At 71.2% G+C, this 26983-nt stretch carries 23 protein-coding genes; 13 read left to right on the forward strand and 10 right to left on the reverse strand.

The window, feature by feature from the left end:
* Window positions 1–13: 13 nt before the first annotated feature.
* Window positions 14–523, forward strand: coding sequence for a flavin reductase family protein (locus ACFFIA_RS13250; RefSeq protein ID WP_377250516.1), 510 nt, complete (start codon window positions 14–16; stop codon window positions 521–523).
* Window positions 524–673: a hypothetical protein gene (locus ACFFIA_RS13255; protein WP_377250432.1), complete on the forward strand. Its 150-nt coding sequence runs from the start codon at window positions 524–526 to the stop codon at window positions 671–673.
* A gap of 24 nt (window positions 674–697) precedes the next feature.
* Here the strand turns inward: ACFFIA_RS13255 and ACFFIA_RS13260 are convergent, their stop codons facing one another.
* Together ACFFIA_RS13260 and soxR are read right to left on the reverse strand one after the other, a co-directional pair.
* Window positions 698–1780, reverse strand: coding sequence for a calcium:cation antiporter (locus ACFFIA_RS13260; RefSeq protein WP_377250519.1), 1083 nt, complete (start codon window positions 1778–1780; stop codon window positions 698–700).
* 5 nt (window positions 1781–1785) lie between these two features.
* Complete coding sequence (gene soxR, locus ACFFIA_RS13265) at window positions 1786–2280, reverse strand: redox-sensitive transcriptional activator SoxR (protein WP_377250435.1); 495 nt, start codon at window positions 2278–2280, stop codon at window positions 1786–1788.
* A 387-nt stretch (window positions 2281–2667) separates the two neighbouring features.
* Here soxR and ACFFIA_RS13270 point away from each other — a divergent pair, with 387 nt between their 5' ends.
* The 4 genes from ACFFIA_RS13270 to ACFFIA_RS13285 all read left to right on the forward strand — a co-directional run bounded on the left by ACFFIA_RS13270 (window position 2668) and on the right by ACFFIA_RS13285 (window position 10896).
* On the forward strand, window positions 2668–3327 hold the full coding sequence (locus tag ACFFIA_RS13270; RefSeq protein ID WP_377250437.1) for a hypothetical protein: 660 nt from the start codon (window positions 2668–2670) through the stop codon (window positions 3325–3327).
* Window positions 3324–4103 (forward strand): HoxN/HupN/NixA family nickel/cobalt transporter, encoded by a 780-nt coding sequence (locus ACFFIA_RS13275; RefSeq protein WP_377250439.1) that lies wholly within the window; start codon window positions 3324–3326, stop codon window positions 4101–4103. Before ACFFIA_RS13270 ends, ACFFIA_RS13275 begins: the two co-directional genes overlap by 4 nt.
* A 13-nt stretch (window positions 4104–4116) precedes the next feature.
* The gene (locus ACFFIA_RS13280; protein ID WP_377250441.1) at window positions 4117–9090 is read left to right on the forward strand and encodes a carbohydrate-binding protein; all 4974 of its coding nucleotides are present in this window, start codon (window positions 4117–4119) and stop codon (window positions 9088–9090) included.
* A 300-nt stretch (window positions 9091–9390) separates the two neighbouring features.
* A complete protein-coding gene (locus ACFFIA_RS13285) occupies window positions 9391–10896 on the forward strand; it encodes a hypothetical protein (RefSeq protein ID WP_377250443.1) in 1506 nt (501 codons plus the stop codon).
* Window positions 10897–10911: 15 nt separating this feature from the next.
* Here the strand turns inward: ACFFIA_RS13285 and ACFFIA_RS13290 are convergent, their stop codons facing one another.
* Window positions 10912–12102: an ATP-grasp domain-containing protein gene (locus ACFFIA_RS13290; RefSeq protein WP_377250446.1), complete on the reverse strand. Its 1191-nt coding sequence runs from the start codon at window positions 12100–12102 to the stop codon at window positions 10912–10914.
* 499 nt (window positions 12103–12601) lie between these two features.
* Between ACFFIA_RS13290 and ACFFIA_RS13295 the strand changes: the two genes are divergently transcribed.
* The 3 genes from ACFFIA_RS13295 to fxsT are packed head-to-tail and all read left to right on the forward strand — an operon-like array spanning window position 12602 to window position 17066.
* The gene (locus tag ACFFIA_RS13295) at window positions 12602–12955 is read left to right on the forward strand and encodes a CU044_2847 family protein (RefSeq protein WP_377250448.1); all 354 of its coding nucleotides are present in this window, start codon (window positions 12602–12604) and stop codon (window positions 12953–12955) included.
* A gap of 5 nt (window positions 12956–12960) precedes the next feature.
* Window positions 12961–13884, forward strand: coding sequence for an effector-associated domain 2-containing protein (locus ACFFIA_RS13300; RefSeq protein ID WP_377250451.1), 924 nt, complete (start codon window positions 12961–12963; stop codon window positions 13882–13884).
* A gap of 53 nt (window positions 13885–13937) precedes the next feature.
* Entirely contained in the window at window positions 13938–17066 is a 3129-nt protein-coding gene (gene fxsT, locus ACFFIA_RS13305; protein ID WP_377250454.1) for an FxSxx-COOH system tetratricopeptide repeat protein, read from the forward strand.
* 20 nt (window positions 17067–17086) lie between these two features.
* Here fxsT and ACFFIA_RS13310 read toward each other — a convergent pair whose 3' ends face one another.
* From ACFFIA_RS13310 to ACFFIA_RS13320, 3 genes are all read right to left on the reverse strand, one after another.
* Window positions 17087–17281: a hypothetical protein gene (locus ACFFIA_RS13310; protein ID WP_377250456.1), complete on the reverse strand. Its 195-nt coding sequence runs from the start codon at window positions 17279–17281 to the stop codon at window positions 17087–17089.
* A gap of 282 nt (window positions 17282–17563) precedes the next feature.
* Complete coding sequence (locus ACFFIA_RS13315) at window positions 17564–18355, reverse strand: MBL fold metallo-hydrolase (protein ID WP_377250459.1); 792 nt, start codon at window positions 18353–18355, stop codon at window positions 17564–17566.
* Window positions 18352–19152: an alpha/beta hydrolase gene (locus ACFFIA_RS13320; RefSeq protein WP_377250461.1), complete on the reverse strand. Its 801-nt coding sequence runs from the start codon at window positions 19150–19152 to the stop codon at window positions 18352–18354. Before ACFFIA_RS13320 ends, ACFFIA_RS13315 begins: the two co-directional genes overlap by 4 nt.
* Before the next feature lie 260 nt (window positions 19153–19412).
* Here ACFFIA_RS13320 and ACFFIA_RS13325 point away from each other — a divergent pair, with 260 nt between their 5' ends.
* The gene (locus ACFFIA_RS13325; RefSeq protein WP_377250463.1) at window positions 19413–19661 is read left to right on the forward strand and encodes an SCO4848 family membrane protein; all 249 of its coding nucleotides are present in this window, start codon (window positions 19413–19415) and stop codon (window positions 19659–19661) included.
* 13 nt (window positions 19662–19674) lie between these two features.
* On the opposite strand, the gene ACFFIA_RS13330 is transcribed toward ACFFIA_RS13325, so the two are convergent.
* Entirely contained in the window at window positions 19675–20598 is a 924-nt protein-coding gene (locus tag ACFFIA_RS13330; RefSeq protein ID WP_377250466.1) for an aldo/keto reductase, read from the reverse strand.
* Between the two features lie 92 nt (window positions 20599–20690).
* Here ACFFIA_RS13330 and ACFFIA_RS13335 point away from each other — a divergent pair, with 92 nt between their 5' ends.
* Complete coding sequence (locus ACFFIA_RS13335) at window positions 20691–21740, forward strand: LacI family DNA-binding transcriptional regulator (protein WP_377250468.1); 1050 nt, start codon at window positions 20691–20693, stop codon at window positions 21738–21740.
* A 97-nt stretch (window positions 21741–21837) separates the two neighbouring features.
* A complete protein-coding gene (locus ACFFIA_RS13340; protein WP_377250470.1) occupies window positions 21838–22434 on the forward strand; it encodes a copper resistance CopC family protein in 597 nt (198 codons plus the stop codon).
* A 19-nt stretch (window positions 22435–22453) separates the two neighbouring features.
* Here the strand turns inward: ACFFIA_RS13340 and ACFFIA_RS13345 are convergent, their stop codons facing one another.
* Window positions 22454–24808 (reverse strand): FdhF/YdeP family oxidoreductase, encoded by a 2355-nt coding sequence (locus tag ACFFIA_RS13345; RefSeq protein WP_377250472.1) that lies wholly within the window; start codon window positions 24806–24808, stop codon window positions 22454–22456.
* A gap of 288 nt (window positions 24809–25096) precedes the next feature.
* Between ACFFIA_RS13345 and ACFFIA_RS13350 the strand changes: the two genes are divergently transcribed.
* Window positions 25097–25963 carry an aldo/keto reductase gene (locus ACFFIA_RS13350; protein ID WP_377250474.1) on the forward strand — a complete coding sequence of 289 codons (867 nt, stop codon included), beginning with the start codon at window positions 25097–25099 and terminating at the stop codon, window positions 25961–25963.
* 26 nt (window positions 25964–25989) lie between these two features.
* Here the strand turns inward: ACFFIA_RS13350 and ACFFIA_RS13355 are convergent, their stop codons facing one another.
* Together ACFFIA_RS13355 and ACFFIA_RS13360 are read right to left on the reverse strand one after the other, a co-directional pair.
* A complete protein-coding gene (locus tag ACFFIA_RS13355; protein ID WP_377250477.1) occupies window positions 25990–26112 on the reverse strand; it encodes a hypothetical protein in 123 nt (40 codons plus the stop codon).
* A 109-nt stretch (window positions 26113–26221) separates the two neighbouring features.
* A complete protein-coding gene (locus ACFFIA_RS13360) occupies window positions 26222–26935 on the reverse strand; it encodes a DUF4142 domain-containing protein (RefSeq protein WP_377250480.1) in 714 nt (237 codons plus the stop codon).
* Between the last annotated feature and the right edge of the window lie 48 nt (window positions 26936–26983).

Below are 26983 nucleotides of genomic sequence, written 5' to 3' on the forward strand. Positions count from 1 at the left end.
GCGCGTGGGCTCGCTGGCTGTCACGCCCCTGGACGCGGACTCCTTCCGTACGCTGCTGCGGCGGCAGGCGGCGACGGTCACGGTGGTGACCGCGCCGGGCTCGCCGCCGGTGGGGTTCACGGCGACGTCGTTCACGTCGGTGTCACTGCGACCGCCGCTGGTGTCGTTCTGCCTGGATCGGGGCTCGTCGAGCTGGCCGACCGTGGAGCGGGCCGGCCACGTCGCGGTGCACCTGCTGGGGGAGGAGCAGCACGAGGTGGCCCGGACGTTCGCGACGAGCGGGATCGACCGGTTCGCCGCGCACCGCGGTTGGCGGTGGGGCCCGTACGGCGTGCCGCTGCTCGACTCGCCGGTGGCGTGGCTGGTGTGCCGGGTGACCCAGCGGGTCGCGGCCGGTGACCACGCGATCGTGCTCGCCGAGCCGGTGCAGGGCCAGCACGCCGGCGGCGGCGCCCCGCTGATCTACCACATGGGCCGGTACGCCTCGCTCACCTCGCCACCGGAGGAGCAGGCGGCCGCCTGAGTGGTACCGGCCGCGTGGGCGGAGCTGGAGGGGGCGGGCACCACCGAGTGCGTGGTGACGTGCCAGCCGGGGCAGAACCCGGGCCACCTCGACGAGGAGATCCGGGCTCTGCCCACCGCCTTCGACCCGGACGGCGCCCGCGCCGGCTGAGCGTCCCTCCTCCGCGGCCGGAGGTCAGGGGTTGATGGCGAGGAAGATGAACGCGGCCAGCAGCACCAGGTGGACCCCGCCCTGGAGCCGGGTCGCGCGGCCGGGCACCACCGTCAGCACGCCCGTGACGAGGGTCAAGGCGAGCAGGACCATCTGGGTCGGGCCGAGGCCGAGCGCCAGGGGACCGTCCAGCCAGATCGACGCCACCGCGATCGTCGGGATGGTGAGGCCGATGCTGGCCATGGCCGAGCCCAGCGCCAGGTTGAGGCTGATCTGGACCTGGTTGCGCATCGCCGCGCGCACGGCGGCGATCGTCTCCGGCAGCAGGACCAGCAGCGCGATGACCACGCCGACGAACGCGCGCGGGAAGCCGACCGCCGCCACCCCGGCCTCGATCGACGGCGACTCCACCTTGGCCAGGCCGACCACGCCGACCAGCGCGACCAGCAGCAGGCCGACACTGGCCAGCGCCTTGCGCCCGGAGGGCGGAGCGGCGTGCACGTCGGCGTTGGGGTCGGTGATCTCGACGGGGAGGAAGAAGTCGCGGTGCCGGACGGTCTGGGTCACCACGAAGAGGCCGTACAGCATGAGCGAGATCACGGCCGCGAAGGTGAGCTGCGCGGGCGAGAACTCGGGGCCCTGCCGGCTCGTGGTGAACGTCGGCAGCACCAGGCTCAGCCCGGCGAGCGTCGCCACGGTGGCGAGCGCCGCCCCGGTGCCCTCGGCGTTGAAGACCGCCAGCCCCGAGCGGATCGCGCCGATGAACAGGCAGAGGCCGAGGATGCCGTTCGTCGTGATCATCACGGCGGCGAAGACGGTGTCGCGGGCGAGCGTCGCGGTCTCCGGCCCGCCGGAGACCATCAGCGTGACGATCAGGGCGACCTCGATGACGGTCACGGCGACCGCGAGCACCAGCGAACCGAACGGCTCACCGACCCGGTGCGCCACCACCTCGGCGTGGTGCACGGCGGCGAGCACCGCGCCGGCCAGCGCGATCGCCACCACCACCGCGAGCAGCGCGCCGGGATGGGTCCCCCACACGAAGGCCAGAAGTACGGCGGCCACCAGCGGGACGGTGGTGGTCCACGAGCGCAGCGACCCCAGCATGGTGTTCACTGGATCACGTCCAACTCGCGTCGGGGGCGTGGCCGTGACTGCGCGGACGGCACCAGCCGCCGCGGGCCCGGCCCCTGCTCGGCCAGCTCGTCGCCGGGGTTGAGCAGCTGGCAGGCGCTCATCGAGAGGCATCCGCAGCCGATGCAGCCGGTCAGCTCGCGCTCCAACTGCTCGATCTCCCGCTTGCGCTCCTCGAGCTGCGTGCGCCATCGCTGGGAGACCCGCTGCCAGTCGCGGATCGTCGGGACGGTCTCCATCGGGAGTGTGGTGAAGACGTCCCGCACGTCGCCGAGGCCGATGCCGAGGCGCTTCGCGACCAGGATCAGCGAGATCCGCCGCAGCATGTGCCGGGCGTAGCGGCGCTGGTTGCCGGACGTCCGGTGGGCGGCGATCAAACCCATCTGTTCGTAGTAGTGCAGTGCCGAGGCGGCGACGCCGGTGCGGCGGACCACCTCGCCGATGGGGAGCGCGTCGTCCGGCTCCAAGGACACAAGGTGACCTCCCACTCCTTCGCCCGGAACTCAAGCCCACTTGAGTTCTTACCGTACCGGCATGCCACGATCGCGCAGGTCGGAACTGGAACCTGGCCGGAACGCCCCTTGATCACATTCTCTCATCACCGGCTCACCGCCGATCGCCGCCCTCCACCAGTGGTCCAGCGACAACGGAGCGTGACCGTAGGCCATTGGTGCGGCCGGCTCCCGGCGCGCGATGATCAACTTATTGTTCACGTCGGCATCCCCTGCTGATCACCTGGTTTGGGGCGGCGCGTTTCCGAACGTTCGGCAAAGTCTCAGCCCGTTCGGTCCATCTCCATACCCCCTGGAGCGTCGTCCTTGCCCTCCCGCGCGCGGTGGCTGTGCCGCGGCCTGACGTTGGTGGCGTTCGCCGTGATCGGCTCGGCGCTGCCGGCGCCGGCCCAGGCGCACCCCTTCGGCGACCCACAGACCGTGGCGATCGCGGCCGACCCGGCGCATCCCGAGGTGGTCCGCGTGCGCTGGAAGGTGGGCGGCCTCGACGACCTCACGCTGCTCGGGGTCTCGCTCGGCCTGCTGCCCCAGGATCGCGTACTGCTCGACGGCGCGGTCTTCTACGAGGACGCGGACGCGGCGGCGATCGCCCCCTCGGGGCGGTTCGCGGCGTACCTGCTCGACCGGATCACCGTCACCAGCGGCGGTACGGCCTGCGCCGGCACCGTCGAGCCGCCGGCCGACCTGGCCCGGTCGGGAGCGACCATCGGGTACACCTGCCCCGGTCCGGTCGGTGCCGTCGCGGTCGCCGTACGGACGCTGACCGACCTGCACCCCGCGTACCGGACGCTCGCCAGCGGCCCGGACGGCGCCCGCGCGGTCTACGCCGCCGACCAGGAGAGCCACGACTGGGTCGTCGGCGACGCGCCGGTCACGGCCACCGCCCCGGACGCCGGCCGGAGCGCCGCCGTCCAGATCGCCGTCGTGCTCGTCGCGGCGGTGCTCGTCGTGGCCGCCGCGCTGGTGCTCGTCCGCGTGGTACGGCGCCGCCGGAGGGCGGTCTCGTGATCGCCCTGGCCGCGGTCTCCGACCGGTTGCAGGCGTTCGTCGAGTCGCCGGGCGTGCCGCCACTCGCCTTCGCGTTCGCCTTCGCCGCCGGTGCCTTCCACGCGGTGACACCGGGGCACGGCAAGAGCCTGGCCGCCGCGTACCTCGTGGGGTCGCGCGGCCGGATCCGGGACGCCGCCTGGCTGGGCGGCTCGGTGGCGGTGATGCACACGCTCTCCGTGCTGGTGATCGGTCTGTTGTGGACGTTCCTCTCCCTGGCCGACGTGATCCGGATGGACGAGCTGACCCGCTGGCTCCAGCTCGCCGCCGGCCTGCTCGTCGTCGCGACCGGGCTCTGGCTGGCCCGCCGCCACGTCCGCGCGCACCGGCACGCGCACGACCATCACCACGACCACGACCATCACCACGACCACGACCATCACCACCACGACCATCACCACCACGACCGCGAACGGCGGCCCGGGCTGATGCTGCTCGGCGCCTCCGGCGGGCTGACCCCTTCGCCGGCGGCGTTCCTGGTCCTGGTGACCGGGCTGTTCATCGGGCGCGCCGGCTTCGCCCTGCTGCTCGTGCTGACCTTCGGGATCGGCATGGCGGTCGTGCTCTTCGGCGTCGGCCTGCTCGCGATCGGCGGCGGCGCCGCGGTCGCCCGCGGGGCCCGCCGGCACGCCGCCCTGCGCCTCGCGACCCGCGTGGCGCCCGTACTCGCCGCGGTCGGCATCACCGTCTTCGGCGCCGGCATGACCACCGTCGCCGCGATCCACCTCACCACCTAAGGAGACGCCCCACATGAGGGTCCCATCCGGCCGGCGCCCACACGCGCTCCGGCTCGCACTGGCCGTCACCCTGGTCGCCGCCGCGGCGGCCGTGGTCGTCCCCAACATGGCCGGCGCCGAGGAACCGGTCCCGCCGGTGAGCGGCGCGCCGGATCTCAACCTACGCGAGGGCCAGAACCTCGAGGGCACCGTCACCGTCGTCGCCGAGCCCACCGCCGAGGACGACTCGGTGGCCAGCCTCACGATCGACGGCCGCACGGTCGACGCCACGCGGACCGCCGGCACCGCCCGCCTCGCCTTCGACATGGGCGGCAACGGCACCGAGGCGCGCTACCACAACTACATCACCGTCAACGGGCGTACGGCCGAGGCGGACCGGGTCTACTTCCCGGACATCCCCGGCGGGCGCTCCGGCGCGCTCGACTTCCCCGGCGAGTGGCTGCACCCCGGCACCAACACCGTCACCATCAACGCCGGCGCCAACTGGGTCGACACGACCAACACCGCCGCGGTCGGCTACGAGCAGCTGCCGTACGGCGAGGGCGGCCGCTGCCCCAACTACGACGACTTCCCGGTGAGCGGCATCAGCCTGAGCCTGCTCGGCGTGGTCATCGACGGCGAGCAGAACCTGTTCAGCTACAGCCTCGGCGACGGCACCTGCGGCAGCTCGACGCGGCGGCTGAGCCACACGCTGACGTTCGTGCTCTCCGGCGAACCGGGCAGCACCGCCGGCCTGAGCCACGAGCTGGACACGCGGTCGCTGCCGAACGGCACGCACACGATCGCCGCCACCACCGAGTCCGGCGCGACGACCAGCGTCTCGGTCGAGGTGAACAACGCGCCCGCCGGCTCGGCCACGATCACGCCCGGCGACGGCGCGCTGGTCCGCGGCACGCGGCCGGTGATCGCGGCCCCGCCGAACGACACCGACGCGGCGGTCGGCTCGCTCGCGGTGGACGGCGCGCCCGCCCAGAACGCGGAGACGCTCGCCGCCGGCACCTCGACCTTCACCTTCACCGTCGCCGCTGGCAACTCCATCGAGGCCCGCTACCACAATTACCTGCTGGTGAACGGCAACCGCGTGGACCTCGGCGGCGACTACGGCGCGGCGAACGGCCAGGCGGCCGAGACCGTCTCGATCAAGCTGCCCAACCGCTACCTGCGCCCGGGCGACAACACGATCCAGGTGGTCACCGGCGACTACAACTCGGGCAGCGGCGCCAACCTCTGCGCCAACCACGACGACTTCCGGATCGTCCGGAGCACGGTCGGCCTCCAGGTGAGCACCGGCACCGCCGCGCTGACCGGCGTCGCGTACCTGACCGGCGGCGCGAAGACCCCGACCGAGGACGCGACGCTCGCGCTCGGCGACGGCACCTGCGGCACGGTCAAGGACGCCGAGTTCACCTTCGCCATCTCCGGCGCGCAGGCCACGCGCACCATCGCCACGCTCGGCAGCGGCGGCGACGCCCGGCTGCGCGTCTTCATCGGCGGCAACGGCACCGACAACGGCTACCGCAACCAGGTGCACATCAACGGCATCCCGCTCGACCTCGGCGTCTGGGAGAAGGAGACGGCCGAGCTGTCGTTCCCGAACGAGTGGCTGGTGCCGGGCGTCAACGTCGTCGACTTCGTCGCCGGGATCAGCCCCACCACGGTCACCGCCGACTGCCCGACCGGCAACTTCGACGACTTCACGCTCCGCGACTTCGAGCTGCTTCCGGTCGGCGGCAAGGCGACCCAGCTGACCCGGCAGATCGCCCAGACCACGGTGACGATCGGCTCGTCGTCGTACCCGCCGGGCGCGCCGGTCACCACCTTCGTCGGAGACGGGACCTGCGGCAGCACGCACAACCCCACGCTGCGCAAGGAGATCCTCTTCGACGTCACCGCCGAGGACGGCGCCGCGCTCGCGGCCAGGGGGCTGCGCGCCGACGTGGACACCACGGCACTGGCCGACGGCGCGCACACCATCACCGCGGTCAGCGGCGACAAGACCGCCACGCGTACGTTCACGGTGGACAACAGCGCGCCGGTGGTCGCGAGCAGCGTGCCGGCCGAGGGGCAGCGGCTCACCTCGACCGTCGCGTTGCAGGTCCAGGTAGAGGACGCCACCGGGGTCGCCGGCACGCCCACGATCACGCTCGACGGCGAGCCGGTCGCGCAGGGCGACCAGATCGGCCACGGCCTGCCGGCCGGCGCGCACACGATCGCGGTCACGGTGACCGACACGCTCGGCAACACCGCGACCCGCGAGGTCCGCTTCACCAGCGCGAGCATCCCGGCCGTACCGACCGGGCTGGAGACGGCGGTCAGCGGCGCCAACGCGTCCTCGGCCGTGCTCTCCGCGACGGTCCCGGGCGAGGCGGGGGTACCGCTGACCGCGACCTTCACCAAGGCGGACGTCGTCACGCCCGCCTCGGGCTACCAGGGCGTGGCGACCGGCGTACCGACCTCGCTGGACGTCCAGCACGACGGGGCGGTCGACGTCGGCTCGCTGCGCCCCCTCGACGGCCGCACGATCGACACCGCCTCCAGCCGGGACGTGGTCTTCCAGCGGTACGACCTCGCGGTGCCCGCCACCGAGCAGGTGCCGACCCTGCGCTGGGAGGGGACGATCGACCCGGCCCGGCTCGTGGCCCTGCGCGCGTGGGACCCGGCCGCGAAGAAGTGGGTCGTGCTCACCAGCTCGCGCGGCCAGACCGGGCGCACCACCGTGCTCACCGCCCCGCTGACCCCTGAGTACCGCGACGGCGGCACCGTGCACGTGCTGGTCACCGGCGAGGACCCGTTCGCCGACGACCTCTCCCCGCGTGACTCGTCGGCGCAGAACGACAAGGACCGCTTCGAGGACCCGGACACGTACGACTTCGCGCTCGCGCACTTCACCGACACGCAGTACCTCAGCGAGGGCGCGGCCGGCGGCACGTACGACGACTTCGACGGCGTCGCGGAGCCCTCGGACATCCAGGTCGCCGAGGAGCAGGCGATCTTCGCGGCGGCGTACCGCCAGCAGACCCAGTGGATCGCCGACAACGCGGCCGGGCGGAAGATCGCCTACACCGCGCACACCGGCGACATCATCGAGAACGACTACCACGACCCGCTCGCCAAGGGGCCGGACGGCTCGCTGCTGCGCCCCGGCCTCGACGAGCAGGTCCGGCGGGAGTTCGAGCGCGCCTCCGAATACCAGCGGATCCTCGACGACGCGGGCGTGGTCAACCAGGTCATCGCCGGCAACCACGACAACCAGCTCGGCGCCGAGACCGGCCCCGACTCCCGCTTCAGCCAGACCTTCGGCGCCGACCGGTACTACCAGGTGGCCGGCTCGTGGCCGGCGGGCGCCGAGTACCACGCCTGGGACGAGGTGACGAACCCGGACGGGAGCGTCACGCCGGGCAAGGACAACCAGAACAACTACGTGCTCTTCTCCGCCGGCGGTCTCGACTTCGTCGCCGTGGGGCTCTCGTACGGCGTGACGCCCAACGAGGCGAAGTGGGCCGACTCGATCTTCAAGCGGTACAAGGACCGCAACGGGATCCTGCTCTCCCACGACTACCTGCGCCCCTCGACCAGCCCGGACGGGCGCGGCGCCACGTTCTCCGCGCCGGACGGCTCGCCCCTCTACAAGCTGGTCGTCGAGAACAACCCGAACGTGTTCCTGGTGCTCGCCGGCCACGAGCACGGCGTCGGCACGAACGTGAAGTCGAACGTCGGCGTGACCGTCGCGCACGACGTGGTGGAGCTGCTGGCGGACTACCAGTTCTACACGGTCTCGGCCGGTGAGCTCTGGCCCGAGCTGGTCGACACCGCCGGCGACATCGACCTCAACGGCGACGGCAAGGTCGACCACAAGGCCACCGACCGTCTTCAGTTCGGGGCGAGCTTCCTGCGGCTGATGCAGTTCGACGTCGACCGCGCCGAGATGCACATCGACACGTACTCGCCGCTGCTCGACAACTTCGGCGCCACCGAGTACGACATCCGCGCGGACGGCAGCCAGACCCGGCCGAGGTACAACGGCGCCGAGGACAACCTCACGCTGCCGGTCGACCTCACCACGCGGAAGACCTCGTTCAGCACCGACTCGCTCGCCGCGTACGTGCCGGCCGGCGTGATCGGCACGGACAGCGTGGCCGCGAACGGCACCGCGACGGTGACCTGGTCCGGGCTCCAGCCGGCCACCTCGTACGCCTGGACGGTCACGGCGACCAGCGCGGACGGCGGCGTGGCGGTGGCCCAGCCTGCGGTTTTCCGCACCGCCAAGGGCAAGCCGACCGTGACCGCGACGGCGGCGCCGGCCACCTGGGGCACCGCGGCGACGGTGACGGTCAGGGTGACGGCGGACAAGGTGCCGGTCACCGGCACGGTCGAGCTGCGCGAGGGCACCACGGTGCGGGGCTCGTCGGCGCTCTCCGGCGGCGCGGCGACGTTCACCCTGCCGGTGGGGCTCGCCGGCGGCGAGCACAGGCTCACCGCCGCGTACTCCGGCAGCGACGTCCTCGACCCCGCGCAGGGCACCGTCACCGTGACCGTCGCCCTGCCGGCGGCGTGGAGCGCGACGAAGGTCTACAACGCCGGCGACCGGGTCACCTACCAGGGCAAGGTCTTCCACGCGTCCTGGTACGCGAAGGGCCAGCGGCCGGGCGACCCCAACGGGCCGTGGCAGGAGTTGGCCATGACCGAGGAGGGCACCGCGATCTGGACACCGTCCCGGATCTTCGACCGCGGTGACCAGGTGACGCACGACGGCAAGCTCTTCCGGGCCCGCTGGTACTCGCGTAACCAGGCGCCCGGCGACCCCAACGGCCCGTGGGAGGAGATCGCCCCGCCGCCGCCGGACGGGAGCCCGGCCGCCTGGACGCCGACGACCGTGTACCAGGCCGGCGACCGGGTCGCGTACCAGGGGCATGTGTACGAGGCCCGCTGGTACACGCGCAACCAGCCGCCGGGCGGTGACAACGGGCCCTGGAAGCTGATCCGGTAGCGGTCCCTGGGGAAGGCCCGGCACCGCACCGTGCCGGGCCTGCTCCATCCACAGTGGGTTGTGACGTCGGGCCGAGGCGGTCCGTACGCGTGATCGCCGTGCCCTGCCTTCTCCAGACACCTTCCACGCCCGCCATCTTGCGGTGGCGTCGATCAGTTTCCGGCCATTCCGGGACGAGTGGCCCATCAATATCCACTTTGGAATGTCCAAGTTGGTCTTTTCGCCGGTGGCCCGACGGCTGCGTCGCCACTACTCTAAGGCGTGTTCCGGTCGCTGTGGGTCTTGCGAGGCGGAGGCGGCATGTCCATCCAGGACCGAGGTCTTGACGAGCGACGCCGGCGGGTGCTGACCAGCCTGCGCGAGTTCAGCGAGCCGGCCGGCACAGCCGCCGCGCGGAGGGCGGCACACCGGTTGGCGACCGCCATGGAGAGCTCCGCGCCCCCAGCCTCACACACGCCCCGCCCGCCTCGGGCGATGCTCGCCTACGGAGGAGGCAAGGACAGTTCGTACATGACGGCGTTCGTGCGCCTCATCCAGCTGATGCTCGCCGAGCAGGGCGTGCGGCTGCTGCTGCGCATTGTCACGAGCCGGCACGCCGGCATGCCGCGCGCCGTGCTGGAAAACATCGATCGCGCCTACCGCGCGCTCGGCATGTACGGCGACCCGGACGTCGAGCTGGTGATCGTCGATCACGACCGGGTGCGTCCGTTCCACGTCGACCTGCCGATCCCGTCCGAGGTGGTCCAGCGCAACCGGCTGGACATCCTCATGAACGGTCACCGGTGCTTCGCCGAGGGGCGGCCGACCTTCTGCAACGCCTGCAATCTCGGCATGATCGAGGCACTGGCCGCGGCGGCTGAGCACGGCGACGGTGTCGATCTGATCGTCACCGGTGACTCGCCGACGGAGCAACGAGCCTACCTGCTGTGGGTGCGCCGGCTCGCGCGCCGGCTCGGCGTCGCCCGGCGCCCGCTCGCCGGCTTCGACGGCACGGTCGCGACGGCGCGCGACATCGCCGACCGCTTCCGCGCGGACATCCACGGCGCTGCCGACGGCGGGCCGGGACCATCCGACGGCTTCCGGACGGGCCCGTCGTTCTTCTCCATCTACCGGGACACGGAGTATCGTGCGGCCGATCACTGGGCGCTGTTGACCCGCTTCCTGGGCTTCAGGTTCGACGACCTGGCGTTCAGCTTCACCGAGTCCGACTGCGCCAATCCGGCCCTGATGGCCCACCTGCGCGGGCTACGCGCCGAACGCCTGTACGGCCTTGGATACGAGGTGGGCATCGGCGAGTACGTGGAGTTCGCGACCGGTCTGATGCGTGCGAAGGAGCTGCCCACGCCGCTGATCGAGACAATGCGGCAGAGGTACGACACGCCCGCCAAGGTGGGGGAGATGCGCACGCGGATCGGGCGGTACGCCAGCGTGACCTTCGGGCTGTTCGAGCACCACCTCGTGTGCATGGCGTACTCGCCCTTCGCCGGCAAGGGTGAGTACCTCGAGCCGTACCTGGGCGCAGAACATCCTGACCTGGCCGGGGCAGGGGATGCGATCCGCGGCCTGCTGGCCGGTGCCGACGAGCCCGTCACCTTGGCGGGTCGCCTGGAAGAGGTGAGTGGCCTGACGCTCGACCGCCTTCGTACGCTGTACCGGTCGCCCCTTGCGATCGCGTACCCGGGCGGGCCGGCGACCGCCGGCAACCTCATCGGCCTCGTGCTCGCCGGTGATCCGCACCGTGGCGTCGTGGAGACCCGCCGCCGGCCCGGCGGGCCTGTCGTCGTCGAGATGATTTCCGGTCGGTGAGGGCCGGAGGCCGGCTCAGCGGGTGGCGACGCGGCAGCGATCGAGGAGCGCCGTGACGTCGCTGGCGCTGTCGGAGAACACCGAGATCCGGCCGGTCGCACCGGCGTGCCGGCCGATGTCGGACCGCAGCGACGCCGGGATCTGACCGCCCCACTCCGGCGGCAGTTGCGGCGGCTGGTAACGGTCCACCTCGACTGTCGCCTGCGGGACCTCGGCGGCCAACTGCTCCGCCCGCGCCAGGCTGGCCTCGTTTCGCACCGTGAGCTGCCCGCAGTAGCGGTGCTCCGGGGTGAACGCCGGCGCGGCGACCTGCCCGTCGCGCAGGTGCGCCCGGAACGTGGCCTCGGCCCAGTCCACACCGGACACACGGCGGACGATCTCGGTGACCCGCATCCCGGACAGCCGGAAGCCCATCTCGAGGAGCCGGAGGCTCGTCCCGTCGCGGATCAGGTCGACGTGGAAAGGACCTTCCTGGTATCCGACGGCGGCGAGACAGTCGGCTGTGAACCGCCGCAGCACCTCGTCGGCCTCGGCGCCGGGACGGGCCACGTGCCCCGCCTCGCGGAAGCTGGCCAGCAGCGACCACCGAGGGTCCGGCTCGATCGAGATCAACTTTTCGCAGTAGGTGAGGATCTCGACGCTGCCGGCCGCCACCACGCCCTGCACAGAGGTCTCGGTGCCCTTGACGTACTCCTCGACGAGCCAACCGTCGAAGTCGCCGCCATCGTAGTTGGCGAGCCCGGCCAGCAGGTGCGGTATCGACTTCATGCCATCGAACTCGCTCACCAGCACCACGCCGAGGCCACCGCCGCCGTCGCCGGGCTTCACCACGACGGGGTAGGAGAAGTCGGTGGCCACCTCGCACGCCTCGTCGAGCGTGCGGACCGCGGCGTAGTTTGGCTGCCTTACGGAAAGTCCGTACGCGGCGACGGCATTTCGCTGCCCTGCCTTGTACGGCGCGACGAACCGCGGCGATCCGGCGGCCTGGAGCAGATCGAGACGGCGCGCGAGAGCGAGCGCGGGTGCCGTGTAGCGCTCGAAGCCGGCCAGTACCAGCTCGGGCCGCAGATCGCGCTCGGCGAGCAGACCGGCGAGGTCATCAACGACAGAGGGCGACTCTGCGGCGATCATGACATCGAAAGGCCGACGACCGAGCGCCTCGCGCCAGCACAGGTAATCCGGCGTCTCCACGAGCACGGCCAACATGCCACGGCTGCGGGCCGCATCAAGATAAGGATCGAGACCGTCTCGTGTGGCGCCGACCTGAACGAACACGCGCTGCGCGCTCAATGATCTTCCTTTCGTCTGAAGCGCATGTGCTCTCCGCGCCATGGTGGCCCGTGCCGTCCATGCACGTGCCATGAAATGGTGCTTACCGCCTTATGCGGGCCGACGGACCCGGTGTCCGATTAGGGCCGATGCACATATTTAGCCTAACGGAAGCGCGGGCGCCAGCCGGCAAATGGGCCGAACCTCGTGAGGGGGAACTTTGTTCGTAAGCCCCTCATGGGTGGGAGCAGCCGCCTCGCCTGTGGTCATGCGAACCAGCCGTAGTGCAACGACAACGGGGGTGTTCGCCCCATGTGGGCGGCCTGTCGAATGCGATCAAGAAATCGTCAAGCTAAGGCAGTCATTCGGCGCGCTGACCTCTCCTTGTAACCCGGCAAGAATCGACGCCTTACGCTCGGTATCGTATGCTGTCCCGATGGGAGATCTGCTGCGCCTCAAGGCGGAGCGCGGCGAAGCGCCGGTCAGGGCTCGGGCCAGCACAGATCTTCAGTGGGTCGGTCTTGTTGATCGCATACAACCAGAAAAACAACTGCTCGTGGAGGCTTTCGTCGAGATCGGGCCGGCCGCTCGCGCAGCCGTGGCGGCAGTTCAAGATCTAAATAGTGCATCTGACGACGTTGCTCTGAAAATGGGATTCACTCTGACGGCGGAGACCTGCGCGGTCGTTGTCCACAGGGCGTCCGGAGGCCGCATCACAGTGGAAATCGGCTGCCGGCCACGGCGTGCGCGTGGCCAGTCCGCCCTCACCGTCACCATCCCCCCGATCTAGGGCGAGTGCTGGTGGCACGGGCGCGAGTCCTGGGTGGACAGCCGCCGCAGACATTGGGGGCGGCGATTCTGGTCGCTCCCGGTTCGGTGCTCACCTGCCGGCACGTGCTGGCCGATGCGAACGGTGGGAGGACGCCCGAGGAGTTTCTGGTGGACTTTCCCGATTCGCCAGCGGCAGATCCGGCGAAGGCCACGGTTTCGCGGTCGATCCCGGCCATTCCCGGCCACAGCCGCGACCTCGCCCTGCTCGAGCTGGCGTCGCCGGCATCGTCGGTTCCCGCACGATGGGCCGACCGCGTCGATGAGCCGGTGGTGCGGGTCTTCGGTTACCCCGCGGGCCTGCCGGTCGGTGTCTGGGTCAGGGCCCTCCTCACCGACGAGGTCGACGAGCGCACGGGCTGGCGGCGGCTCGACCGCCGGGGCGCAGAGTGCGGGCCTGACGAAGGCCGTGACACGCAGCCGATCGAGCGCGGTTACAGCGGCGCGGCGGCGTTCGACGCGGCCGGATCGGTCGTCGGGATGGTCGTTGTCCGCACCCCGCCCACCGGGCGCGCCGAGACCTGGCTGATCCCTTCCGGGCAATGGCAGGCTGTGCTGTCCGGATCGCCGAGGCCGTCGCCCACCGGCCGGCGGCCGTTGAGCTTCGCCCAGAAGCACGTGCTGTCCCACGCGCTCGGAAACGTGCCAGTTCTGACCACCCCCGAAGGACGCCGCCTGTTGCTGCAGACGTTGCCACCGCACATCCGCGCGGTGGTGCCGACCCATCCGACCGCACGCTTGGAGCTGTTTGCTCTGCTCGACACCGTCCTCGAATTCGACGAAGGGTTTCCGATCCTGCTCGCCACCGTCGCCGCCCTCGCCGGCCCTGACATCCGAGCGGTCGCCACAGTGCGGCGCCTCGCGTGCGATCTCGGACTGCTGGAGGCGTAACCTTGACCGCTTCTATGTCGCTGAGCCGCGTACAGGCCATTGTGCGGCCGCTCATGACCATCTCGGCCCTCAGCGATTCGGGCACGCGCAATCTCTACCGACGCGAGATCGAAAATATCATCGGCAGGCAGTTGCGGACTCCTCGCGATCCCGCCCTCCAGGCCGATCTCTTCCAACTCGTGCGTGGATGTGAGCAGGAGCCCGACGGACTCGCGGCGTTGCTCGAGGTCGTGACGTTGTTCAACGAGGGTGCGCGGGTGGCCACCGACGTGCGCCGGCTCATCGAGGAATGGTCCCGCGAGCAGCAGTTGATCGCACTGCTCGCCGACACGCCTCAGGATGATGTGCTGAACGCGATTGTCGCGGTTACCGGGAGCAGGCCGAGCGTTAACCAGATCGCCTCGGCGGTCCAGACCGTAGGGTGGCAGCGGTCTGACGAATGGGGCGCCCCCGCGATCCTTGCCGTGGTAGATGTACTGTCGGCGGGTCCAGGCAGCAACGGTCCGGTCAAAGAGTGGCTCGACCGGGTCGCGCGCGATCTCGGCTGGAGTAGGGCCGAGATCGACGGACTGCGGACGGCCACGATTGCTCACCTGCAGAAACCGATCGGCGGGCAATCCGTTATGGATCGGGATGGCAACCAAGATGACGCGGAGTCAGAGATGAGAAGGATAATCATCGAAGAGGCGTCCACGGGCGCCCCCATCCGCGGCGGCATTCCGGCCCGCAACCTTTACTTCACCGGCCGCAGCAGCATCATGGGCGAGCTGGAATCGATACTGGAGATGCGTCGCCAGGCGTCGGTTCTGCCCGAGGCCACCCTGCACGGCTACGGCGGAGTGGGGAAAACCCAGATCGCCGTCGAGTTCACCTACAGAAACGCCGACAACTACCAGCTGATCTGGTGGATGTCGGCAGAGGACCCCAGCGCTGTGCGCGCCCAGCTGTCTGTGCTGGCGGCGCGGCTCGGCCTGACCAGCAATGGCACCATGGACCTGACGGTGCGATCGGTCCTCGACACCTTGGCCAGCACGACGTCGCTGCGGTGGCTTCTGGTCTACGACAACGCCAACGATCCGTCCTCATTAGACGGTCTGATCCCATCGGCCGGCGGCCACGTGCTCGTCACCTCACGCAACCCCAACTGGTCCGCCTCCGGGCCGGCGGTGGAGGTCGACGTCTTCAGCCGCCCCGAGAGCATGGAGCTGCTGCGTAGACACCACCCCGAGATGTCTGACTCGGAAGCGGATCGCCTGGCCGGCGTCCTCGGCGACCTGCCGCTCGCGCTGGAGCAGGCGGCGACGTGGATGCTCACCACCCTGACGTCGGTCGACGACTACCTGCGAGAGTTCGAGCGCCGCAAGAGCGGGCTCATGGGCGAGGCGCGGCCGCGGCACTACCCCAACACGGTTCTGACCTTCGTCAACCTCGCCGTGGAGCGCATGCACCGTGAAGCGCCGGTCGCCGCGCAGATGCTGGAGCTGATGGCGTTTCTGGCGCCGGACCCGATCTCCAACGTGCTGTTGTGGGAAGGGCGAAACGCCGAGATCACCGAGCCGCTGCGCAGTGCGCTCCAGGAGCGAAACGACATCGCGCGGTCCCTTCGTGACCTGGTGCGGTTCGGCGTCGCCAAGGCCGACAAGGGACGGCGGGTCACCGTGCACCGGCTGGTCCAGATGGTGCTGCGCGAGGAGCTGACCTTCAACGGCCGCCTCGACGGGCTGCGCAACGCGCGCAGACTCCTCGCCGCTGCCAACCCCGGCTACCCGGACGACCGGGCCACCTGGGTTCGCCACTCCGACCTGCGACCGCACGTACGCACCGCCGACCTCATCCACGGCGAGATCGAAGAGCGGCAAGCGGTCATGGATCAGCTGCGATACGTCTACAACACCGGCGACTTCGAGGGCTGTTGCCAACTCGCGGTCGACATCCTGGAGGCGTGGGACAAGCCCGTCGAAGAAGGCGGCTACGGCGCCGAAGACGTCCTCACGCTGCTGGCGATGCGCCGCTACGCCGACGCCCTGCGCTCACTGGGCGACCGGAGAGCGGGCGAATACGCCAGGCGCGCCCTCGACGGCATGCTGGCCGTGCTCGGCGAGCGGCACGAGTACACGATGGGCGCTCTGATGGGTGTGGGCGCCGACCTGCGGATCGAGGGGCGGTTCGAGGAGGCGCGGTCGGTCGACGACCAAAACCTCGAATACCACCTCGAGGTGCTCGGCCCAGGCGATCCCAGCACCCTCCGCGCGTTGAACTGTGTGTCGATCAACCGGCGTTGGGCTGGCGACTTCAAGGGCGCCTACGAGGTCGACGTCGAGGCCGAGCGGCAGTCCCGAGGCGTGCTGGGTGAGTTGGAGGTCTGGACTTTCTTCGCGATGGAGAGCCAGGCGTGGGATCTGCTCCTGCTCGGTCGATACGCCGAAGCGCTCGCGCTCCAGGAGTCCGTGCTGCCGGACGAGATCGCGTTGCTAGGCGAGGGTCACCTCGCTGTGCTCCGTGCGCGCACGCTCGTGGCGGCCATGCTGCGCAAGACCGGAAAGCACACCGAGGCCGTAGCCGCCGCCCGCGACATCTATCGCAACCTCTCCATCCGATTTGGAGCCAAGCACGGCCAGACACTGCGCACCACGGTGACACTGGCCAACAATCTGCGTGCCGCCGGCGACGCGGGTCAGGCATTGCGCCACATCACAGAGGCGCACGAAGGGTTCCTCGAAATCTACGGCGAGGGTCACGGTCTGACGCTGTGCACGGCCCTGGACAAGGCCGTCGTCTACCGGGCACTTGGGTTCGACCGCGACGCGCTCGACCTTGACGAGGCCATCCTCCCGGCCATGACCGAACTGCTCGGCGCGGAGCATCCGTTCACGCTCTCCCTGCGGGTCAACCACGGTACCGACCTGGCGCGGGCGCATCGGCTCGATGAGGCGCTCGCGGTGACCTCGAGTGCCTGGCAAGACTCGACCCGGCTGCGCGGAAGCCAACATCCGTACAGCCTGCACGCGGCCAACAACGTCGCGCTGCACATGATCGACCTGGGCCGGAAGGCCGACGGTGAGGGCTTGCGGGCGGAGGCTCTCGCCGGCCTGGAGCTGGTCTACGGGCGAGACCATCCGGAGACCGACGCGGCGCGGCGGCACCGGCGGCTGGAGTGTGAGCTCGAGCCCTGCCTCATCTAGGGTCTCACGAGGAGCTTGTACTACGTGGACTCTGTGGGCGGCGACACGAAGTTGTTCCACGCGAGGGTCACACCAGAAGGATTGTTCAACCGCGACACCAGCGCGCGCGTGGCCTCGGCCAACTCCGGATTGTTGGCCAGTAACGCGGACAGTTCGGTCGAGGCGACGTCGGGTAGGTCGTCGGCGCCGAGATCGATGGAACTGTCCGGCTGCATGCTCTCGCTCCCGCCATCAGTCCAGGCCAGGTGAGGTACCCGCGGCAAAGGGTACCGGCTCTCGGCAGAGGATCGCTTATCCTTTCGGCCCCCGCGAACGCTTCAGTAGCGTCGTGTCCGCGACACCGTCGCCGCGCGGGAGGCATCGACAGGTGAGGATTGACGGTCGCGGACAACCGGATCGCCTGCGACTGACGGCGTCGACCGGCAGCGAGCGGTTCGACGGGTCGTCGACCTCGACGGGGACGACGAGGGAGCCTGGCGCCGGCCGGGCGGCCTCGCTCAGGTCTCCAGGTCGGTGGGCGTGCCGATCTCCAGCCAGCGGATCCGGTCGCGCACGCCGGCCGGGGCGGCGGCGAACTCCCGCTCGATCTCCGCGCGCGGCTGCTGGAAGTGCTTCCACCCCTCGTAGTGCACGGGTACGGCGGTGTGCGGCCGCACCGCGCCGAGCAGCTCCACCGCGTCGCGGGCGGTCATCGTGTAGCGCAGCGGGCCGGTGACCGGGAAGCGTACGCCGCCGAGGTGCAGCAGTGCGAGCCCGACCGGAAGGCGGCCGGCGACCTGGCGCACGCCGGGATAGAGCACGGTGTCCCCGGAAATCCACACCGCACCGTGTCGCTGCCCCTCCCACCGCAGGGCGAAGCCGACGACGTCGCCGACGATCGGGCGGCTGAGCGGCGGGCCGTGCCGGCACGGTGTCGCGGTGACCTCGATGGACGGTCGCCCCTCGGCCTCCAATGTGGTCGACGCCCACGGCGCCAGCCCGCGCGCCCCGCCGCCCAGCCGGGCCGCACCGGCGGCCGTGGTGACCACCGTGCCGGCCGAGGGCAGCAACTCGCGGCCGGCGCCGTCGAGGTTGTCGCCGTGGTGGTCGTGGGTGAGCAGGACGGCGTCGATCGGGCCCAGTGCGCCGGCGTCGACGGCGGGGCCGGCCAGCTTGCGGGAGGACGTGCCCCAGCCGAACGCGTACGCGCGCCCGGCCGGGTCGAACGTCGGATCCGTCAGCAGCCGCCAGCCGCCGACCTCGATGAGCGCGGTGGGCCCGCCGATGTGCGTGACCCGTACGCGGCTCATGACTTGGCGTGCCGCAGTGCCCAGTCGAGGGCGTAGTCGGCGATCTCCTCCCACCCCTTCTGGGCGGGCAGCAGGTGCGCGTACCCCTCGTACTCCTTGATCTCGGTGATGGTCTTCGACTTGTAGTGCTTGGCGTTGGACTTCTGGATGGCCGGCGGCATGATGTGGTCTTCGCCGCCCGAGATGAAGAGCAGCGGCGCCCGCTCGTCGTTGTGGTAGTCGACCCAGGTGTCCTGGTGGCCGGGCTGGAAGTTGGCGAGCACGCTGCCCCACAGGATGCCGCCGTTGGCCGGGATGTGGTAGCGCTCGTAGAGGGCGAGCGACTCCTCCTCGGTGAACGTGTTGGTGAAGGCGTACTTCCACTCCTCGAACGAGAGCCCCACCGCCTTGTGCCGGTTGGCGGGGCTCTTGAGCACCGGGAACGTCGACTTCACCTGGGAGAGCGGCACGACCCGCACGCCTTCGGTGGGCGCGGAGTTGAGCGTGACGCCGGCGGCGCCGAAGCCGTGGTCGAGCAGGATCTGGGTGAACGCGCCGCCGGCCGAGTGGCCCATGATGATCGGCGGCCGGTCCAGCTCGCGGAGGATCCCCTCGATCTTCTCGATGATCGCCGGCACGGTGACGTCGACGATGATCTGCGGGTCGGCCCGCAGCGCCTCGACCTCCGCCTCGAAGCCGGGGTAGCCGGGCGCGATCACCCGGAAGCCCTTCCGCTCGTAGTGCGTGATCCAGTGCTCCCAGCTGCGCGGCGTCACCCAGAAGCCGTGGACGAGGACGATCGTGTCGGGTGCGGTCATGGCGGTAAACCCCCTCGGTAACACTTCGGTGGAAACCTTATGAGCGAGGCGCGCCCGCGACAGGGCTGCGCGTGCACCGTTGTCGGCTCTCCGTGCACATGGGGCGGCGTACATGGGTTTTGTCCTGGATACGGCGGATATCCCGCCCGGGGAGGGTCTGGACCACGACGAGCATCGCGGCAGCCCACATCTGTCCCTTGGCATAGATCGGCTAGGCCGCGTGGAGGTCGGGCTGGCCGCACCGGGCATACTCGGCGCGTATGAGGATCTCCCGGGGCTGGGCCGCCTTCCTGGTCGGGGTCGGCGTCTGGACGTGGCTGATCTGGCCGCGCTTCGCCGTCGCGATCTGGAACGACGAGCGGGCGTGGTCCACCGGCCGGATCGGCGACGGTCACCCCACCAGCTTCCTGTGGGTGCACGCCCTGCTCATCGTGGCGTCGCTCGCCATCGGTACGGCCGTCGGACACCTCGGCGTCCGCGCGTGGCTGGCCGTGCGCCGCGGCCGCTGAGGTACGGCCCGGGTCAGGGCAGCGCGGCCCCGCGCGCCGTGACCCACAGCCGGTACCACTCCTCGTGCGTGAGGTCGGGCGCGCGCCGCACCGCGTCACCGCAGGCCGCGATGCGCGCGGGCCGCGTGCTCCCGACGACCGGCACGATCCGCGCGGGATGGCGCTGGAGCCACCACAGCACGATCGTCTCCGGCGTGGTCTCCTTGACCCGGGCCAGCTCGGCGATCAGCCGCGCGGCCGCCGTCTCGGCCGGTGTCTCCTGGAGGCCGGTGTAGCGGCCCTGCGCGAGCGGCTCCCACGCCTGGAGCTGGATGCCGTTGGCGAGGCAGTGCTCGACGGTGCCGAGGGGGAAGCCGGTGCCGGCCGACTCCGCGGTGTTGACCAGCACGCCCGCCTCCAGCCAGTCGCGCCGGCGCAGGCTCATCTGGAGCTGGTTGGCGACGAGCGGCACCGGCGTGTGTGCCTGGAGGTGGGCGATCTGCGCGCCGCTCATGTTCGACACGCCGAAGCTGCGGACCAGGCCCTGCCGGTGCAGCGAGCCGAGCGCCGCGCCGATGTCGGCCGGGTCGGCGAGCGGGTCGGGCCGGTGCAGCAGCAGCGTGTCGATGCTGTCCACGCCGAGCCGCTCCAGGCTCTCCTCGACCCGCCGGAGGATGGAGGCGCCGCGCAGGTCGTAGTGGCCCGGCTGGTCGCCTTCGGCCAGCCGGATGCCGCACTTGGTCTGCACGGTGATCCGCCCGCGCAGGTCGGGCGCGCGCCGCAGCACCTCGCCGAAGACCAGCTCAGAGCGCCCGCGCCGGTAGATGTCGGCCAGGTCGAACGCGGTGATGCCGGCCTCCAGCGCGGCTCCGACCGCGGCCTCGGCGGCTTCGATGTCCGCCGCGTCGAGGGGGCCGCTGCCCACCTCGCCGCCGAGCCGCATACAGCCGAGAAACACCACAGCATCTCCTCCGAACGAAATCTTGACGGCTACCTTCCACCGTTGTAGCGTCCACGCAACTCATACGCATTAGTCAGGGGAAGGGTATCGTGGCACGCAGGGTGCGGCAGGCCGACATCGCCAAGCAGCTGGGCATTTCCCAGGCTACGGTGTCGCTCGTGCTGTCGGGGCGGGCCGGTCGCGACATCGCGATCAGCCAGGAGCTCCGCGAGCTGGTGCTGCGCACCGCCCGCGACCTCGGCTACCAGGCCGACCCGGTGGCGCGCAGCCTCGCCGGCGGGCGCAACCGGCTGCTCGGCGTCTTCACGTTCGAGGCGGTCTTCCCGGTCGGGCAGCGCGACTTCTACCATCCCTTCCTGGTCGGCGTGGAGGAGGAGGCCGAGGTGCAGCGATACGACCTCGTGCTCTTCACCAGCGCCACCGTCGGTGCCGGTCGCCGTTCCATCTACCGGTCCGGGGCCAATCGCCTCCGTCTCGCCGACGGGGGGCTGCTGCTCGGCCTCGAGCCCGACCGCGAGGAGCTCGCCCGGCTCGTCAAGGAGCAGTTCCCGTTCGTCTTCATCGGGCGCCGTGACGTCCCCGGCGCCGAGCTGTCCTATGTGGCCGCCGACTACGCCGGGGCCACCGCGTCGCTGGTGGAGGAGCTGTTCGCCCGCGGGCACGAGCGGGTCTGCCTGGTCACCGGCAGCGCGGGGCTGGAGCCGACCGTCGACCGCACCACCGGCTTCGTGCGGGCGCACGAGGCCGCCGGCCGGCCGCTCGACGCGCTGTCGACGTGGGCGGTCGAGCCCGCCGGGCTCGGCGCCGCCGAGCTGGTCGAGCGGCGCGACAGGGGCGTCACGGCGTACGCGGTCGAGGGCGCGGCGGACGGCCGGCTGGTCGCCGCGTTTCTGGCCGCCGCCGATGAGGCGGGCCTCCGCGTCCCCGGCGACGCCTCGCTCGTGGTGCTCGGCGACGTCGGCGACGAGTCCGTGACGCGGCGCTGCACGCGCTTCGCCGTGCGGCGCGAGGAGATGGGGCGGGCCGCGGTCCGCATGCTCATCGAGAAGCTCGAAGCCGTCGATCCGTCCGCGGTGAACCGCGTGACCATCCCCTGTGTGCCCGTCCCGGGCGACACCGTGGGTCCGCCGCGGACCTGACCCTCGCCGAGAGGGCCACGCCCCCTGAGGTTTGTCGGCGCCTCGCCGAAGAAAGTTCCACGCGAGTTCCGCCGGTGGAGGCGCTACGGTGGGCGCCGTGAACCGATACCGACCGATCCTCGCCACGGCCGCCGCTCTCGCCGCCGTGCTGGCCGTGCTCCTGCCGGCCGCCCCGGCCGCGGCGCACACCGAGCTGAAGAGCACGACGCCGGCGGCGAAGAGCATCGCGACCGAGGCGGTAACCGAGGTCACGCTGACGTTCAGCGGCCTGATCAAGAAGCCGGGCACGACGGTCGCGGTGACCGGGCCGGACCAGACGTCATACAGCGCGGGCGACGCGGAGGTGCTCGACCGCACGATCACGCAGCCGGTGTCGGCACTGCCGGTGGGCGCCATCACCGTCGCCTGGCGCACGGCCGCGGCCGACGGGCATCCGATGGAGGGGACCTTCACCTTCACCAACCGCGCCGCGCCGCCCACGCCGAGCGCCGAGCCGAGCCCCACGCCGAGCGCCGAGCCCACGGCGGTCGCGACGCCGGCGGCCACCGAGCAGGCCGAGGTGAGCACGGCGGGGCAGGCCAGCGACGACGGCTCGGGCGGAGCGGTCGTGTGGATCGTCGTCGCGGTCGTGGCGGTGGCGGTCGCGCTGCTGGGCGGCCTGCTGTGGCGCCGCCGGCGCGGCACCGGGAGCTGATCGGGCGCACCTCCGCCCGTCACGTGCTCGGCCGCACCTCGACGACGAGGTGCTTGGTGACCGGCTGGCCGCTCGTCGGGCTGTGGTCGGCGAGCCCGCAGAGCACGTTGAGTTCGGGCATGTAGCCGGCCGCGCAGCCGCGCGCGATCTCGTACGTCACCGCACGGTAGCCGAACACCGTGCGCCGGCTGCCGTCCTTGGAGACGCTGGTGATGTCGACCGGGTCGAAGTCGCCGAGGCCGCGGGCGCGCATGTCCGCCTCGTTCATGAAGACCACCGTGCGCAGCCCTTTGAGCCCGCGGTACCGGTCGTCGTTGGAGTAGATCGTGGTGTTGAACTGGTCGTGCGATCGGACCGTCGTCAGCAGCAGCCGGTCGGGGCCGGGATGCACGTCGTCGGGGAGCGCCGCGAGGGAGAACTCGGCCCGCCCCGACGGCGTCCGGAAGACCCGCTCCCGGGCGAGCTGGCGGATGCGGAAACCGTGCGGATGGCGGGCCCGCCGGTTGAAGTCCTCGAAGCCGTCGAGCACGCGCGACATCGTGTCGCGGATCCGGTCGTAGTCGTCGGCGTACTCCCGCCAGGGCGTTCGGCTCTCCGGCAGTGTCGCGCGGGCCATGCCCGCGACGATCGCGCACTCCGAGCGCTGGTGCGGCGAGGTGGGGTCCTTCATCCCGTACGACATGTGCACCATCGACATCGCGTCCTCGACGGTGACCCCCTGCGGGCCGCTCGCCCGCACGTCCCGGTCGCTGCGGGCGAGGCAGGGCAGGATCAGCGCGCGCCTGCCGTGCACGATGTGGCTGCGGTTGAGCTTCGTGCTCACCTGCACGGTCAGGTCGCAGGAGCGCAACGCCTCGAACGTCGCGGGCGTGTCCGGCGCCGCGAGCGCGAAGTTGCCGCCCATCGAGACGAAGACGCGTACGTCACCGCGGCGCATCGCCTCGATCGTCTCCACGGTGCCCAGGCCGTGCCCGCGCGGTGGCTCGATGCCGCATACCTCGGCGAGCCGGTCGAGGAAGGCGTCGTCCGGCCGGTGGTTGACGCCGCAGGTGCGGTTTCCCTGCACGTTGCTGTGCCCCCGTACCGGGCACAGCCCGGCGCCCTCGCGACCCAGGTGGCCGCCGAGGAGCAGCAGGTTGACGATCTCCCGGACCGTGTCCATGCCGTGCTCGTGCTGCGTGATGCCGAGGCACCAGGCGACGATCAGCCGCTCCGACCGGCGGTACGAGTCGGCGAGCGCGCGGATGGCCCGCTCCGGCACGCCGCTGTCGCGTACGAGGTCGGACCAGCGCGTCGCCTCGACCAGCCGGCGATAGTCGTCGAGCCCGTGCGTGTACCGCGCGAGGAAATCGTGGTCGAGCACGCTCGGGTCGTCCGCCGCCGCCTCGAAGAGCGCCTTCGCGACGCCGCGGAGCAGCGCCAGGTCGCCGCCGATCCGCACCTGGACGTTCATCGTGCCGATCCGCGTGGTGCGGAACGTCGCCATGTCGACGAGTTCGTGCGGCACGATCGTCCGCCGGGAGGCCGCCTCGACCAGCGGGTTGATGTGGACCAGCTGGGCGCCGCGCCGGTCCGCCTCGGCCAGCCAGGTGAGCATCCGGGGCGCGTTCGAGGCGGCGTTGTCGCCGATCAGCCAGATCGCGTCCGCCTGCTCCCAGTCGTTGAGGTCGACCGTGCCTTTGCCGGAGCCGATCGCCGCGTTGAGCGCCCGGCCGCTCGCCTCGTGGCACATGTTCGAGCAGTCCGGCAGGTTGTTCGTGCCGAACTCGCGGACCCAGAGCTGGTACAGGAAGGTCGCCTCGTTGCTCAGCCGCCCGGAGGTGTAGAAGGCGGCCCGGTCGGGGCTGTCGAGCCCGCGCAGGGTCTCTCCGACCAGCGCGAAGGCGTCGTCCCAGGAGATCGGCTGGTACGTGTCGGTCGCCGGGTCGTAGCTCATTGGCTCGGCCAGCCGCCCCACCTCCTCCAGGTCGTGGTCGCTCCACTCGGCGAGCGCGCTGACGGTGTGCGAGGCGAAGAACGCCCGATCGGCGTCCGAGGCGGTCAGCTCCCAGGCGGCGTGCTTGACGCCGTTTTCGCAGATGTCCAGCCGGAGCCCGCTCGGGTCGTCCGGCCAGGCGCAGCCGGGACAGTCGAACCCGCCGTCCTCGTGGTTCATCACGAGGAGCGAGCGGAAGCCCTCGATCGGCTCGCCCGCGCGGGCCAGGACCCGCCCGACGCTGCGCGCGGCGCCCCAGCCGGCGGCCGGATGGTGGTACTCGTGGCGCGACCGGCGGCCGGTGGGCTCCGGTCCGCGTCCCAGCGCGGGCACGCCGGGCGCACCGCCGAGCATGCGGTGCTGGCTGCCGCGGTCTGGTGGCTGATCCGATGACGGCATGGTTCCCCCGCGAACACAGGCGGCATCTGGCCGCTCGACCGTAGCCCGGATCCCTTTGCCCGCGCGGGGTTCCGCGCACCGGCCGCCGTGCGCCTCCTCCCGCCGAGTGGAGATCGGGACGACCCCGCGGTGACGGCCGGCGAGCCGGCGGGTGAGGCCGCTCTCCGTCAGGTCGCGGCGTTCCCGGTGGCAGGTGATCCGTTCGCCCGTGAGCGTCCCGGTTCGTCACTAGCATCGGTCCGGTGGCCCGCTGAGGCGCGCACACCTGACGAGGGAGGGGGCTGACCCATGCCAGCGCGGGACGCGGCGCACGCCGGGATGGCCGGCACGATCGACATCGGCGGCGACCTGACGGTCAACCGCCTCGGCTACGGCGCGATGCGGATCACCTCGCCCGGCATCTGGGGCCCGCCGGCCGACCGCGAGGCGGCGAAGGCGACGCTCCGGCGGGCGGTAGAGCTGGGCGTCAACCTCATCGACACCGCCGACTCGTACGGCCCGTTCGTCAGCGAGGAGCTGATCCACGAGGCGCTGCATCCGTACCCGGAGGATCTGGTCATCGCCACCAAGGGCGGGCTGGTGCGCACCGGCCCGGGGGAGTGGCCCGTCGACGGCCGCCCGGAGCACCTGATCGAGGCGTGCGAGGGGAGCCTGCGGCGGCTCGGGCTCGAACGGATCCCGCTGTACCAGCTCCACCGCCCTGACCCGGACGTGCCGTACGAGGACTCGGTCGGGGCGCTCGTGACGCTCAAGGAGCAGGGCAAGATCCGGCACATCGGGGTCTCCAACATCACCGAGGACCACCTGCGGCGAGCCCAGCGGCTGACGCCGATCGTCTCGGTGCAGAACCGCTACAACGTCACCGACCGCCACGCGGAGTCGCTGGTCGACCTCTGCGAGCAGGAGCGGATGGTCTTCCTGCCGTGGGCGCCGATCCAGGGCATGGACTCCGACGAGGCGGTACAGGAGATCGCCCGCCGTCACCAGGCGAAGCCGCGGCAGGTCGTGCTCGCCTGGCTGCTGGCCAGGTCACCGGCGATCCTGCCGATCCCGGGCACGGGCACGGCCGCGCATCTGGAGGACAACGTGGCCGCCGCGGCGATCGAGCTCACCCCGGCGGAGGTCGCCGCGGTGACCACGGGCACACCTCTGTAGCGGCCCGGAACGATTCCGGACCGGGCTCACCGCCCGACGAGGTTGAGGCCGACGGTGCAGAGCACCGACAGGACCAGCGAGGCCAGGATCATGAGCAGGCAGCCCAGCCCGCCGCCGAGCGGCCGGATCTCCGTGTTACCGATGCGCATGCCAGCGGTTACCCGCTCGCGGTCACGCTTAGACCACCGGTCCACATGCTGGTCCGGTGCCGCTCCCGAGGCCGGCGGTCCCGAGGCCGGCGGTCAGCGGGGCCGGCGGTCAGCGGGGCCTGAAGAGGCGCCAGGTGCCGCCGATGCCGAGCACGGCCGCGGTCAGGACCACGATCCAGATGACCATCGGGTTGAAGCCGCTGCCCGCCGCCGTACGGGCGAGCGCCGCCTCCTGGAGCGAGTCGATCTTCGGCTGGTCGGCCGGCAGCAGCGCCGGGGGCAGCTCGGCGTAGCGCACGAGGCCGGTGCTCTCCAGCAGCGTGAGGTGGTTGAGCACGAACCGGTTGGAGTCCTGGGCGAGCTGCCGGACGATGTCGTTGCGCGTGCCGGAGCGGACCGCGCCGATCACCGGGAAGATCTTGCCGTGGGCGGCCCGCAACCGGTCGACGAAAATCCGGTCGAATTCCCGGTTTGACGACGCGCCGCGCATCTCGTCGAGCCATTTCTGCTGCTCGGCGTTGGGCTCGGTGGGGAGCTGCACGCCGAGCTTGTTGGCGGCGTCGACGACGAGCTGGTCGAGCTCGGCGTGCTCGGCGGCGATCTGCGCGCCGACCTGCCGCACCCGCTCCTGACTGCCTCGCTCAGCGGCCATCTGCCCGGCCGGCATCTCCCAGAGCCCGGCCAGCCGCACGCCGTTGAGCAGCGCGAGGTCGGTGGCGCCGAGCTGGGCGGGGGCCGCCGGCTGCGCGCTCGCCGCGGCGGCCGGCACACTCACCGCAGCCGCCAGACCAACCAGGAACGCCACGATGCGTCGGGCGGTCACGGCAGACACCGCCTCATCACCTCCGCGAAAAGAAGCAGAAATTGTTTC

It is taken from the genome of Phytohabitans kaempferiae (genome assembly GCF_042433955.1).
Lineage (GTDB): Bacteria > Actinomycetota > Actinomycetes > Mycobacteriales > Micromonosporaceae > Phytohabitans > Phytohabitans kaempferiae.